Raw genomic sequence first — 13,229 nt, 5'->3', positions numbered from 1 at the left:
GGGGGCCGCACCATGGAGGTATGAGTGCAGCCACTTTCACCCCAGGCCCTGCCCGTCCCGGCGCCGCCGCCCGCGGGGCGACGGCCGTCACCTCCGTCCACCACCGCCACCTCCTCGGCGACGCCCTGCGCGCCGTGAAGGTCTTCGCGACGGCCGCGTTCGACGTCGTCGTGCTCGGCGAATACGGCGAGGAAGCAGGCGTACGCCGCCACTGACGTGTACGCCCGCTCCTCACACCACTGAGCTGTACGCCGCCTCACGCGGGCGGTGAGGTGTACGCCGCCTTACGCGGGCGGTGGCTGTACCCCGCCTTACGGGGGCGGTGAGCTGTACGCCCGTCTTCTTATGCGGGCGGTGAGCCGCACGCCGCCTTACGCGGGCGGTGAGCTGTATCCCGCCTTACGCGGGCGGCTGACCGGTACGCCGCCTTGTGCGGGTGGTGAGCTGCACGCCCGTCTTATGCGGGTGGTGAGCTGTACGTCCGCCCACGCCGGCGGTGAGCTGTACGCCCGCCTCACGCGGGCGGTGGCCGTGCCCCGCCTCACGCGGGCGGTGTATCCCGCCTTACGCGTGCGGCTGACCGGTACGCCGCCTTGTGCGGGTGGTGCGCTGTACGTCCGCCCACGCCGGCGGTGAGCTGTACGCCCGCCTCACGCGGGCGGTGGCCGTGCCCCGCCTCACGCGGGCGGTGAGCTGTATCCCGCCTCAAGCGGGTGGTGAGCTGCACGCCCGTCTTGTGCGGGTGGTGCGCTGTACGTCCGCCCACGCGCGCGGTGGCTGTACCCCGTCTCACGCAGGCGGTGAGCCGTACGTCCGCCCACGCGGGCGGTGGCCGTACCCCCCGCCTCACCAGGCGGTGAGCTGTATCCCGCCTCAAGCGGGTGGTGAGCTGCACGCCTGCCCACGCGGGCCGTGAGCTGTCCGTCCGCCCACGCGGGTGGTGAGCTGTACGGCTGTCCTGTCGCGCCGGGTCGTCCGGGCCGTCGGTCGGGCCCCGGCGCTTTGCGGCGGCCGGCGCGGTACCTCACTGGTGACCCGCGCCGGCGGAAGCTCACTCGCTGTCGCTCAGCAGTTCGTCGGCGTCCATGATCCGGTAGGCGTAGCCCTGTTCCGCCAGGAAGCGCTGGCGGTGGGCGGCGAAGTCCTGGTCGATGGTGTCGCGGGCGACCACCGAGTAGAAGTGGGCCTGGTGGCCGTCGGCCTTCGGGCGCAGGACGCGGCCCAGGCGCTGGGCCTCCTCCTGGCGCGAGCCGAAGGTGCCCGAGACCTGGATGGCCACCGTGGCCTCCGGCAGGTCGATGGAGAAGTTGGCGACCTTGGACACGACGAGCACGCTGATCTCGCCCTCCCGGAAGGCGCCGAACAGCTTCTCGCGCTGGGCATTGCTGGTCTCGCCCTTGATGACGGGCGCGTTCAGATGCTCGCCCAGCTCGTCGAGCTGGTCGATGTACTGGCCGATCACGAGGATCTGCTGACCCGCGAACTTCCGGACCAGCGCCTCGGTCACCTTCCGCTTGGTCGCGGTGGTGGCGCAGAAGCGGTACTTCTCCTCGGTCTCGGCGGTGGCGTACGCGAGCCGCTCGGTGTCGGTGAGGTTCACCCGCACCTCGACACAGTCGGCGGGCGCGATGTAACCCTGCGCCTCGATCTCCTTCCAGGGCGCGTCGAACCGCTTGGGTCCGATGAGCGAGAAGACGTCCGACTCGCGCCCGTCCTCACGCACGAGCGTGGCGGTCAGCCCCAGCCGGCGCCGGGCCTGGAGGTCGGCGGTGAACTTGAAGACGGGAGCGGGCAGCAGATGGACCTCGTCGTAGAGGATGAGGCCCCAGTCGCGGGAGTCGAAGAGCTCGAGGTGCGGGTAGACGCCCTTCCGCCTGGTCGTCAGCACCTGGTAGGTGGCGATGGTGACCGGGCGGATCTCCTTGCGCGTCCCGCTGTACTCGCCGATCTCGTCCTCGGTCAGTGAGGTCCGCTTCACCAGCTCGTGCTTCCACTGCCGGGCGGAGACGGTGTTGGTGACGAGGATGAGGGTGGTCGCCTTGGCCTGCGCCATGGCACCGGCCCCGACGAGGGTCTTGCCCGCGCCGCAGGGGAGCACGACCACACCGGACCCGCCGTGCCAGAAGTTCTCCACGGCCTGCTTCTGGTAGGGCCGCAACGCCCAGCCGTTCTCCACGAGGTCGATGGCGTGCGCCTCGCCGTCGACGTAACCGGCGAGGTCCTCGGCCGGCCAGCCGAGCTTCAGCAGGGTCTGCTTGATCTGGCCGCGCTCGGAGGGGTGCACGGCCACGGTGTCGGGGTCGATCCGGTTGCCGACGAGCGGCGCGACGCGCTTGGAACGCAGCACCTCCTCGAGCACGGGCCGGTCGGTGGTGGTGAGGACGAGTCCGTGGGCCGGGTGCTTGCTCAGGGTGAGGCGTCCGTAGCGGTCCATCGTCTCGGCGATGTCCACGAGCAGCGCGTGCGGGACCGGATAGCGGCTGAACTCGACGAGCGCGTCCACGACCTGTTCGGCGTCGTGCCCGGCGGCACGCGCGTTCCACAGGCCGAGCGGAGTGATCCGGTAGGTGTGGATGTGCTCGGGGGCCCGCTCCAGCTCGGCGAAGGGGGCGATGACGCGACGGCAGGCGTCGGCCCGCTCGTGATCGACTTCGAGCAGGAGCGTCTTGTCGGACTGGACGATGAGGGGTCCGTTCACACCCGTCCCTTTCTGCGTGGCGGCATCCGGCGCGGATGCTCGGCCAAACCTCCAGTGTGCCCTACCGGCGGGTGATCACGGCTGGTCGTCCGCCAGCTCCGCGACCCCCGTGACCCGGTGCAGCGGATAGGTCCGGACCTCGTCCGCCGTGTGGTCGTACGCCGTGACGAAGCCGCCCTCGACCCGGATGGGGGCGATGACGCGCTGGCTGGCGGCGCCCTCGGCGTTGACGTAGCCGATCCACACCGCCTCACCGGTCATGACGGCGGCCTGCATGGTGGCCAGGGTCTCGGCGGAGCTGGTGCGGGGCAGCTCGCCGTCGCCGGGGCGGTGGCCCGCCGCGTCAGCCTTGCGCGGGGTGGTCGAGGCGAGGTCACCGGCCCGGATGGCACGGATCGCGGCGCCGAGAAGGGTGGCGTCCGGGACCGGCGGGCCCTCCGGGACGGGCTCCGGGGCGGTGCGCGGCGGGGTGCGGTGGGCGTGCGCCCGGGTGATCAGGACGTCACCCTCCGCGGACTCGGCGGCGGGTGCGAAGCCCATCGATCGGAGGCCCGCGAGAAGGGCCGCCGGGTCGGCCTGCGCGGCCAGCACCGTGGGCGCGAGCCGCCGAAGCCCGAGCCCCTGCGAGCGCTTGTCGGCGAGGATCTCGCTGAGCACCGCGTCGTCGTCGCAGCGGACGTACGCCGACGCCGCCCCGATCCGCAGATGGCCGTGCCGGCGTGCCACGTCGTCGATCAGATAGGTGAGCGGCTGCGGGATCGGCGTACGGGAGTGGGCGGTGAGGAAGGCGTGCAGGTCGGACGCCGAACGGCCCGCGTCGAGCGCCCGGCGCACCGAGCCCGGGGTGAAGCGGTAGACGGTCGCCCCGCCCTTGGACTCGATGTCCGCGAGCACACCGAGGGTGTCGGCCAGGGGGCGCTCCAGGGGGCCGGGCGCGACCGCCGTCAGGTCCGCCTGGAGCAGGACGTGGTCGAGCGGTTCGGGCAGCAGCGGGGCGAGGAGCCGGGAGGCCCGGGCGGCCGCGGCGGCCCGCTCGGCGGGGGAGTGCGGCGCCGGGGCGGTCACCGGGTGGTGCCGCTTGTGGGCGGGGAGCTTGTCGCCGGGACCCGACGGTTCCGCCCCCTTGGCGCCCGCCGCCCCCGGCAGACCCAGCAGTGCCCGGCCCTGCGCGGACAGCGCGCCCCGGCCGGTGACCCCGAGCAGCTCCGCCTCGGACAGCGTCCACCGGGCCAGCCGGGCGCGCAGGTCCTCCGGAGAGGGCCGGGCACCGCGCTGCGGGCGCTCCCAGTACAGCCGGGCCAGGACGGAGTCCGCGGCGGGCGTGGCGCCCTCGGGGAGCGCGGCGAGGAGGGTGAGGACGCGGTGGCGGACCTCGGGCGCCGCGGAACGGTCGAGTCCGGGGCCGAGCGCCGAGAGCGTACGGTCCTTCGTGTCCCGTCCGCCGACCAGCCCCGCCGTGCGGGTCGCCGCGAGCCAAGCCGAGGCGAGCCGTGTCCAGCGCTCGGCGGCGGGCAGTTCCAGCCACTCGTCGTAGGCCGGGGTCGCCGCGTACCGTTCCTCCGCCTCGCCGTCCGACGCCACCAGGCCCGCCGCGTGGGCGAGTTCCACCCAGAACGCGGCGACGGGTTCGGAGACGTCGAGCGCCACCGCCGTCCGCTTCAGGTCGCGCACACTGAGCCCGCCCGCGCGCAGCACCGCCGGACCGCCCTCGTGCCAGTCCTTCAGCAGTTCCTCGACGGTCGCCAGCGTCGTGTACGCCTGGCCGGCCGCGGCGGCGTCCACAACCTGTGGACGGTGGGTCGTCGCGGCCTCGACCGCGGGCGCCACCGGCTCCGTCACCCGGTGCGCACGGCCCGCGCGCAGATGCAGGGCGACCTCACGCGGCAGGACGACCGTGCCGGGCCCCGTCGGCAGCAGCAGTCCCCGGCCGATCAGCCAGCGCAGATGTGCCGCCGGTTCGGCCGTCACCTGCCCGTACGGCGGCCCCCACACCAGCCGTGAGAGCACCTCCACCGCCTCGGCGGGCGCTTCGTCCAGCAGGTTCGACATCCGGGCCCGGTCGCTGAACAGGGCACTCAGCGAAGCCACCGCCGACACGGAGTCATGGGTGCTCGGCAGCCCCGCCGCGGCCACGATCTCCTGGATGCGCCCCGGCGACATGCCCGCCGTGGACTCACCGACCGTCGGCCCGAGCCCCGTCGGGGACGGGTGCTGCGGCGACGGGGCCAGCAGCTCGCGTGCCGTCCGCACGAGCCGGAGGCGGTCGTCGCCGCCCCAGACGAGGGCCTGTTCGCGGAGCGTCCCGAGAGCGTGCGGGTAGGCCGCCGTGACCGTGGGGTCGCCGTCGTCGCCCGCGAGCAGCCCGAGCAGTTCGTCGTACGTCGCCGGTTCCGGCGCCACCGCCAGGGCCTCCGCCGTCTGGAGCGCGAAACGGTCCAGGCGCTCCAGGGCACGGACGACCGACGCACGGGTGCCCGCCCGGGTGGCCAGCTGGGTGAGATCCGTGGGGACGGGCGTGATCAGGTCCGGACGCGACCGCAGGAGGGCGGACAGCGAGGCGTCGTCCCGCGCGCGGAGGGCTTCCGCCAGGGACCGCGGGGCGGTCGTCTCGGGGCTCATCCTGTCAACGGTAGCGGGTGGCGGGCCCCCGGGGACCGGCCCCCGGCCCGTGGATCGTCCACCGGCCGCGCGGTTCCGGCGGAGAGGGGAACGTCGTACGGCTGCCCGAGCCCCGGGCGGGGCGCTCCCGCGCACGGAAAAGCCGGTACCTTCGTCACCACGGGGTATCCAACGCACCGGCCCCGGAGGGGACTTCGTGGGGATCGAGAGCGACCAGCTGGTCTTCGACTATCTGAGCCGGGTCGGCGACCTGGCACAGCAGCGGCAGTTGCCGTCGGCGACCCGGATGCGCCTGGTCTCGGAACTGCGCACCGAGATCGACCGCCGCAGGGCGAAGGGCACCCCCGACAGCCCCGCCGCCGTCCGCCGCATCCTCGACCGCCTCGGCACCCCCGACGAGATCGTCGCGGCGGCCGGACAGGGCACCGAAGGCGCCGGACCCGGTACGCGGAGCCGGACCGCCGTGCCCACCCAGCGCGCCGCCGCCGAACCGGAGGAGCGCCCGAAGCGGTTGCGCCGCGTCGTCCCCCGCCCTCGCCCCGCGGAAGCGCGCCCCGCCGAGAGCACCGGGGCCGACGCTCCGTCCCCGCCCCACCTGGCGAGCGCGCACGAACTGGGCGACAGCGCGGGCCGGCCGGACTGGTGGCGCGTGGACAACAGCCCCTTCGGGCTCGGCGACAGCGTGCCGGGGTTCGTCGGCGGCGTGGAGATCCCCGACCTGCTCAAGCCGCCCCCGGGCGAGAGGGACCGAGGAGCCGAAGAAGGCGAGGGGGAGCCGGGACCGGCCAAGGAGAAGACGGCGGCACCGGGCCCCGAGGACGAACCGGACGCCGAGGGCGCCGGCGCGCGCCGCCGCTTCCCACGCCTCGGCGGCTACACCAACCCCCTGCTCCTGCTCGCCGCCGCCCTCCTCGTCGCCGGCGCCCTGCTCGGCAACTGGTTCGCGCTCGGCCTCGGCTGGCTGATCGCCTACGGCTCCCGCCGGCTGACCCCCGCCGAGTCGAAGTGGGCCGTCCTCGTCCTGCCGGGACTGTCCGCCACGGCCGGCATCGTCTGGATCTGGGGCCGTTCGACCGGCCGATGGGGCACCCCCGTCGCCGAGGGCCACATGAACGACGCGATGACCGAGACCTGGCCCTGGATCGTCCGCGGCGCGGCCGTCGCGTCGGCCCTGTACCTGGTCTGGCGCTCGCAGCGCCGGACCTGACCGCCGAAAAGGCCTGGACCGGCTCCCCGGCGGCCTGGGCACAATGGTCCATATGACTTCCCCCGCGCTGACCGTCGGCTTCGACCTCGACATGACCCTGATCGACTCCCGCCCCGGGATCCACGCCTGCTACGAGGCGATCTCGGCGCGGACCGGGACGTACATCGACTCGGATCTCGTGGTCACGCGGCTCGGGCCGCCCCTGGAGGACGAACTCGCCAACTGGTTCCCGGCCGGGGAGATCGCGGCCATGGCCGACCTCTACCGCGAGATGTACCCCGCGCACGCCATCACCGGCACGCTCGCGATGCCCGGCGCGCGTGAGGCCGTCGAGGCGGTGCGGGCGGCGGGCGGGCGCACGGTCGTCGTCACCGCGAAGTGGGAGCCCAACGCCCGGCTGCACCTGGAACACCTGGGCATAGGCGCGGACGAACTCGTCGGCAACCTGTGGGCCGAGCAGAAGGCGGTGGCGCTGCGCGAGCACGGCGCGAGCGTGTACGTCGGCGACCACACCGGCGACGTACGCGGCGCGCACACGGCGCGGGCGTACTCCGTGGCCGTGGCGACCGGGCCGTGCGACGCCGAGGAACTCCGCGCGGCGGGCGCGGACGTCGTCCTCGGCGATCTCACGGAGTTCCCGGCCTGGCTGGAGAACCACCGCTAGACGTCGAGTGGAGCCACCACGGGGCCGTCGTCACGGCCGTCGGCACGGCCGTCGGCACGGCCGCCGTCAGGTACGGGCGGCACGGGCCCGGCGGCGGCCTTCCGCGGCCGAACGGAACACGCCCGCGGCGGCCAGCAGGAATCCGACGCCCATGAGCATGCTCAAGCCGAACATGTAGGTCGGAAATGGATTCGTGCCGAGCAACAGCGGTGCCACGGTGACCAGTGTGGCCAACGCGCCGATGAAGAAGACGATGGCACCGGCACGGATCAGCCGGTCACCGGCTTCGAGGGAATTCGCTTGGGTTTTGTCACGCACTCGACCAGGGTAGTTCCCTGCGCGAAGGAACAATCCAGCGACGTCTTGTCACCAGCCGACGGACCATTAGCCTTGGTACCGGCGGGTCGGCTGACCCGCTGTCGTGCTATCCAGAGGCGTTTACGGGCAGTTGCCCCTGCAACCACCCGCGCGGTTTCCCGAGCAGTTTCCGACGAGTACGAGGACGAGGACAGACGTGCCCACCGGCAAAGTCAAGTGGTTCAACACTGAGAAGGGCTTCGGCTTTCTCTCCCGCGACGACGGCGGCGACGTCTTCGTCCATTCCTCGGTCCTGCCCGCCGGAGTCGACGCCCTCAAGCCCGGCCAGCGCGTCGAGTTCGGCGTCGTCGCCGGTCAGCGCGGTGACCAGGCGCTCTCGGTGACCATCCTGGACCCGACCCCCTCGGTCGCGGCGGCCCAGCGCCGCAAGCCGGACGAACTGGCCTCCATCGTCCAGGACCTGACGACCCTCCTCGAGAACATCACGCCGATGCTGGAGAAGGGCCGCTACCCCGACAAGGCCTCCGGCCACAAGATCGCGGGCCTGCTGCGCGCGGTCGCCGACCAGCTCGACGTATGACCGGCCGTTAGCGGCCTCCGGCCGGATTCCGAGGAGGATCCGGAAAGGTCCGGGGAAGGTCCGGGGGAGAAATCAGGGGAAGGCGAGAGCGTTCGGCCCGAGGGGCGGCACCAGCCCCTCGGCCGCCGCGCGCGTGAGCAGTCCGCGGATCGCCGCGTATCCGTCCTCGCCCAGATCGGCCGTGAACTCGTTCACGTACAGGCCGATGTGCTGGTCCGCGACCTTCGGGTCCATTTCCTGGGCGTGTTCCAGGACGTAGGCGCGGGACGCCTCGGGGTCGTCCCAGGCGGCGCGGACCGAGGCGCGGGTGGCGTCGGCGAGCGCCTGGAGCCGCTCCGCTCCCAGCGACCGCCTGGCGATGATCGCGCCCAGCGGGATCGGCAGCCCGGTGGTCCGTTCCCAGTGCTCGCCCATGTCGGCGAGCTTGTGCAGCCCGTAGTTCTGGTAGGTGAAACGCGCCTCGTGAATGACGAGCCCCGCGTCGACCTTCCCGTCCCGCACGGCCGGCATGATCTCGTGGAACGGCATGATCACGATCTCGCCGACCCCGCCGGGCACCGTTTCCGCCGCCCACAGCCGGAACAGCAGATACGCCGTCGACTTCTCGCTGGGCACCGCGACCGTACGTCCCGTCAGGTCCGCGCCCGGCTCCCGCGTCAGCACCAGCGGTCCGCAGCCCCGCCCCAGCGCCCCGCCGCACGGCAGCAGCGCGTAGCGGTCCAGGACGTACGGCAGCACGGCGTACGACACCTTCAGCGCGTCGAACTCGCCGCGCTCGGCCATGCCGTTGGTGATGTCGATGTCCGCGAACGTCACGTCGAGCGCGGGCGCTCCCGGGATCCGGCCGTGCGCCCAGGCGTCGAAGACGAAGGTGTCGTTCGGGCAGGGCGAGAAGGCGATCCGCAGGTCTTCGGCGGACTCAGTGCGTACGGTCATGTCGGTTCCAACTCTCCAGGAGGGGCGTCAGCTTCCCGAAAGCCTCGGTGAGTGCGGCGAGAGCGTCCCCGATGCGCCACGCGGCGCGGTCACGCGGGCCGACGGGATTGGACACCGCACGGATCTCCAGCACCGGCACCCCGTGCGCGGCGGCCGCCTCGGCGACCCCGAACCCCTCCATCGCCTCGGCGAGGGCCAGGGGATGCCGGGCCCGCAGTTCGGCGGCGCGAGCGGCGCTGCCGGTCACGGTCGACACGGTGAGCACGGTTCCGACGCGTCCACCGGTGACGGCCGCGGCCTCTCGTACGAGTGATTCCGGTGGCCGGTGGCTGACGGTTCCGAAGCCGAGTTCGGTGACCGGGAGGAACCCCTCCGGCGCCTCCGCCCCCAGATCCGCCGCGACGATGTCGTCGGCGATCACGAGCGATCCCACGGGCGCGCCGGGCTGGAAGCCGCCGGCGACACCCGCGCAGACGACGAGGCCGTAGGGCGTGCCCTCGAGGGCCGCGGCGGTCAGCGCGGAGGAGACCGAGGCGGCGGCGAGGGCGGGGCCGACACCGGCGGCGAGCAGATCGTGCCCACCGACCCGGTGGAGCGTCGCCCCCGGAAGCCGTATCTCACGCCCCGCGCCGGACGACACCCCGGCCACCGCGTCCCGCTCGGCGGGGACGGCGGTGGCCACGAGCACCCTCGGCCCGGCGGCTGCGATCAGGCGTCCTTCTTGAGCTTGAAGGTCCACAGACCGGACACGGTCTTCTCGCCCTCCTTGATGGAGACGAGCGTCGAGTTGCCCGTGGCCCCGTACTGCTCGTTGAAGAAGACACTGCCGGGAATGGTCCGGTACGTCTTCGTGCTGGAGTCGGTCAGCGGCTGACCGTTCATCAGGATCGTCCAGCCCTTGTCCGCGATATCCGGGTCCACACCGAACCGGACGGTCTCGTCGGGGTCGACCTTGATGGACTTGATGTCCTTGTCCTTCAGGCACTTCGCCAGGTCTGCGGTCTGCACCGCGTCACCGTCGTTGTAGCAGTCGGTCTCGGAACTCACCGAGTTGTCGCCGACCGTGATGGTGGCGATCGGCGTCGGCTTGTCACAGGCGGACAGGACGAGGAGTCCGGCGGAAACGGCGCCGACGGTGGCGACGGCGCGGCGGCGGCGCGCAGCGCGTTGTCCATTAGCGGCTCTGCCGCGGGGCAGGGAGGTCATGGCCGAAGGCTATCGGGCACGCCCACCCGAGCCCCCACGTGGGGTGCGGCGTGCCGTACGTGGCCCCCGCGCGGCTCAGGAGACCCGCTGCCGGGCCGATCCGCCGCGGCGCGCCACGGAGAGCAGCCCCCGCACGGTCGTCAGCCACCCCACGGCGACGATCCCGGCGGCCACGGAGAGGCCGAGCGAGCCGTTGAGCGGCATCGCGATGCCGATGGCTCCGCCGAGGACCCAGGCCATCTGGAGCAGTGTCTCGGAGCGGGCGAAGGCCGAACTCCGGACGAGTTCGGGGACGTCGCGCTGGATCAGCGCGTCCAGGGACAGCTTGGCGAGGGCCTGCGCGAACCCGGCGACCGCGGCGAGACACGCCACGAAGAAAGTGCCGAAGAAGATCGCCGCAGCGATCGCGACGGCCAGCACGAACGCCACCACCGTCACGATGATGATCTCCGGAGCGCGCTGTTTCAGCCAGGCTCCGACGGCCGTGCCGAGCGCGTTGCCCACGCCCGCCGAGACGACCACCAGGCCGAGCGAGACCGCCGCGCTCTTGCCGCTGAGCGGCTGCTGGCGCAGCAGGAAGGCGAGGAAGAAGATCAGGAAGCCGGACAGGCAGCGCAGCGAGGCGTTGGCGCCGAGCGCGTGGGTGACGGCCGTTCCCACGGTCCGCAGTCCGGGGCGCGGCGGTTTCTTCAGGTGCGGGCCGTGCAGATGCTCCGCGTCGGCGGCGAGCAGCGCCTTGTCCTCGCCCTTGGCGGAGTCCACCTTGGGCGGCAGCGAGAACGACAGGAACGTGCCCGCGATGAAGATCACGAAGGCGCCGTAGAGCGGATAGCGCGCTCCCAGCGACTGGAGCACGGCGGCGATGGGCCCGGCCACACCGGTGGCGAGGAGCCCACCCAGAGTGACCCGGGAATTCGCTTTGACCAGGGAGAACGTCGGTGGCAGCAGCCGGGGCACGACGGCACTGCGCACCACGCCGTACGCCTTCGAGGCGACGAGCACGCCGAGCGCGGCGGGATACAGCTCGAAGGTGCCGGTGACGACCGCGCCCGACAGCATCAGCGCGAGCATCGCCCGGGCGAGCATCGAGCCCGCCATCGCGGCCCGCCGTCCGTGCGGCAGACGGTCCAGCAGCGGGCCGATCACGGGGGCGAGGAGCGCGAAGGGCGCCATGGTGATGCCCAGGTAGAGGGCGACCCGGCCGCGGGCCTCGTCGGTCGGCACGGAGAAGAAGACGGTGGACGCGAGCGCCACCGTGATCATGACATCGCCCGCGCCGTTCACCGCGTGCAGTTCGATCAGTTTCCCGAGGCCCGACTCGCCGGCCCCGTGCGCGTGCGTCGCCTTGCGGATGCCGCGCGCCGTCCGTGTCACCGGGAAGTGCAGGGCACGCCCCACCGCGCGGACGGATCCGGTCACCCGGCCCGATCCGCCGCTCCCGTTGCTCCCTTTGGCGCCACCGATACCGGTTGCTCCCTGGGGCGACCTCGCGGATGCCACTCCGTCATAGTGCCCCGACTTCGGGGTGCGTAGTGCGGTTACCGCGCGTACGAGGGCCGAGTGAGTGCCGAGTGGGGGCAGGCGGAGGCGATCACAGGGCGCCGGGCCGGTCGTCGGCGGATCACTTTTCGACGGGGCGAGACAAGTGGTGCGGGTGGGAAACTTTCGGCGCTGAGCGCCGGAGACGGCGCCGCGGAGCGCCAAAGATCCCGGCGCGGAGCGCCGAAGACGCCCGCCGGTGTGGGCCCAGGGGCCAGGAGAAGGTAGCGTGCGTAACGCGCATGCGGCGATTGTTCTCGGCCGCGCGCCTCTCGGCCATCCCGCAGAATGGATGGCGTAGGTGCGCCCGAGTGCGATCGGGCGCGGACGTCGACGCGGCCCACCGGTCCGCTCCGTCCGCACCCCCGCCGGAGGAATGGCGCACCCGTGAGACGGCGTAGGAGAGAAGCGATACCTGTGAGCGCAGCGACAACGCGAAGCCGCACCCCTGACCGCCTGTGCGCCGAGGCCGTCGACCTCGCCCGCGCGGCCGCCGAGGAAGCCGCCCATCCCGGCGTCGTCGGCGAGCACCTCGGGCTGGTCTCCGAGGGAGACCGCGTTGTCACGCACTTCTTCGAGTGCAAGGAACCGGGATACCGCGGCTGGCGCTGGGCGTCGACCGTGGCCCGTGCCTCCCGGGCGAAGCTGGTCACCCTCGACGAGACGGTGCTGCTGCCCGGCACCGACGCGCTGCTGGCCCCGGAGTGGGTGCCGTGGAGCGAGCGGCTCCGCCCCGGTGACATGGGCCCCGGGGACCTGCTGCCCACGGACGCCGAGGATCTCCGGCTGGAGCCGGGCTACTCCGGCGAGGACGAGCCCGCGCCGAACTCCGCGGTCTCGGAGGACATGTTCGAGCTGGTGGAGGCGGAGGACGCGGAGGTGACCGCGGGGACGCCCGCGAACCTGCCGATGGCTCCGCGCCGGGGCTCGATCGCGGCCGTGGCCGAGGAACTGGGGCTGCGGCGGGCGCGGGTGCTCTCCCGGTACGGGCTGCATGTCGCGGCCGACCGCTGGGAGGAGTCGTACGGGCCCAAGACTGCGATGGCACAGGCCGCGCCCGCGTCGTGCGTCAGCTGTGGCTTCCTGAACCGCATCGGGGGCTCGCTCGGACAGGCGTTCGGTGTCTGTGCGAATGAGTTCTCGCCTGCCGACGGGCGTGTGGTGTCTCTCGCGTACGGGTGCGGTGGGCACTCCGAGGCTGCGGTCATGCCGAAGCCTCCGCGGCCGCCGGCTCCGGTGATCGACGAGACCCAGGTGGACCCGTTCCCGCTGCGTCCGTCCCCCGACTCGGGCTCGGTACCCACCACGTCCGACGAGTCCACCGCCGAGCTCGGCCACTCCTAACGGCCCGCTGCCCCACGGGTCGGGGCTCTCTCCCCGACCCCGGATACCCGGCGCTGCCGCACCCCTCCACGGGCCGGACACCCGAGTTTCCACCACCCGTGGGCCCCGGATACCTGGC

12 protein-coding genes are annotated in these 13,229 nt (G+C 72.8%); 5 read left to right on the top strand and 7 right to left on the bottom strand.

Annotated elements, in window-relative coordinates; all coding sequences use genetic code 11:
* The first annotated feature begins 20 nt into the window (after positions 1-20).
* A complete protein-coding gene (locus OG788_RS21230; RefSeq protein WP_351537372.1) occupies positions 21-215 on the top strand; it encodes a hypothetical protein in 195 nt (64 codons plus the stop codon).
* An 836-nt stretch (positions 216-1,051) separates the two neighbouring features.
* On the opposite strand, the gene OG788_RS21225 is transcribed toward OG788_RS21230, so the two are convergent.
* Both OG788_RS21225 and OG788_RS21220 read right to left on the bottom strand, forming a co-directional pair.
* The gene (locus OG788_RS21225; RefSeq protein WP_406372749.1) at positions 1,052-2,698 is read right to left on the bottom strand and encodes a DNA repair helicase XPB; all 1,647 of its coding nucleotides are present in this window, start codon (positions 2,696-2,698) and stop codon (positions 1,052-1,054) included.
* A gap of 75 nt (positions 2,699-2,773) precedes the next feature.
* Positions 2,774-5,317: a helicase C-terminal domain-containing protein gene (locus tag OG788_RS21220; RefSeq protein WP_406372746.1), complete on the bottom strand. Its 2,544-nt coding sequence runs from the start codon at positions 5,315-5,317 to the stop codon at positions 2,774-2,776.
* Between the two features lie 196 nt (positions 5,318-5,513).
* On the opposite strand from OG788_RS21220, the gene OG788_RS21215 reads away from it, so the two are divergent.
* Both OG788_RS21215 and OG788_RS21210 read left to right on the top strand, forming a co-directional pair.
* Positions 5,514-6,524 (top strand): HAAS signaling domain-containing protein, encoded by a 1,011-nt coding sequence (locus OG788_RS21215; protein ID WP_406372744.1) that lies wholly within the window; start codon positions 5,514-5,516, stop codon positions 6,522-6,524.
* Positions 6,525-6,567: 43 nt separating this feature from the next.
* A complete protein-coding gene (locus OG788_RS21210) occupies positions 6,568-7,188 on the top strand; it encodes an HAD family hydrolase (protein WP_406372742.1) in 621 nt (206 codons plus the stop codon).
* Between the two features lie 66 nt (positions 7,189-7,254).
* Here the strand turns inward: OG788_RS21210 and OG788_RS21205 are convergent, their stop codons facing one another.
* Complete coding sequence (locus tag OG788_RS21205) at positions 7,255-7,506, bottom strand: hypothetical protein (RefSeq protein WP_266759965.1); 252 nt, start codon at positions 7,504-7,506, stop codon at positions 7,255-7,257.
* A 196-nt stretch (positions 7,507-7,702) separates the two neighbouring features.
* On the opposite strand from OG788_RS21205, the gene OG788_RS21200 reads away from it, so the two are divergent.
* Positions 7,703-8,086 (top strand): cold-shock protein, encoded by a 384-nt coding sequence (locus OG788_RS21200; protein ID WP_351537385.1) that lies wholly within the window; start codon positions 7,703-7,705, stop codon positions 8,084-8,086.
* Positions 8,087-8,158: 72 nt separating this feature from the next.
* Here the strand turns inward: OG788_RS21200 and OG788_RS21195 are convergent, their stop codons facing one another.
* The 4 genes from OG788_RS21195 to OG788_RS21180 form a co-directional block, all read right to left on the bottom strand.
* The gene (locus OG788_RS21195) at positions 8,159-9,022 is read right to left on the bottom strand and encodes a 1,4-dihydroxy-6-naphthoate synthase (protein ID WP_406372740.1); all 864 of its coding nucleotides are present in this window, start codon (positions 9,020-9,022) and stop codon (positions 8,159-8,161) included.
* Positions 9,006-9,704 (bottom strand): futalosine hydrolase, encoded by a 699-nt coding sequence (locus OG788_RS21190; protein WP_406372738.1) that lies wholly within the window; start codon positions 9,702-9,704, stop codon positions 9,006-9,008. Before OG788_RS21190 ends, OG788_RS21195 begins: the two co-directional genes overlap by 17 nt.
* 26 nt (positions 9,705-9,730) lie before the next feature.
* Entirely contained in the window at positions 9,731-10,228 is a 498-nt protein-coding gene (locus OG788_RS21185) for a DUF2771 domain-containing protein (protein ID WP_406372736.1), read from the bottom strand.
* 75 nt (positions 10,229-10,303) lie between these two features.
* Entirely contained in the window at positions 10,304-11,728 is a 1,425-nt protein-coding gene (locus tag OG788_RS21180) for an MFS transporter (RefSeq protein WP_406372734.1), read from the bottom strand.
* Positions 11,729-12,184: 456 nt separating this feature from the next.
* Between OG788_RS21180 and OG788_RS21175 the strand changes: the two genes are divergently transcribed.
* Entirely contained in the window at positions 12,185-13,111 is a 927-nt protein-coding gene (locus OG788_RS21175; RefSeq protein ID WP_351537398.1) for a DUF3027 domain-containing protein, read from the top strand.
* Positions 13,112-13,229: the final 118 nt, after the last annotated feature.

This window comes from Streptomyces sp. NBC_00647 (assembly GCF_045207245.1).
In the GTDB taxonomy this organism is placed as follows: Bacteria; Actinomycetota; Actinomycetes; order Streptomycetales; family Streptomycetaceae; genus Streptomyces.
This window is presented reverse-complemented; position numbering and strand designations above follow the sequence as displayed.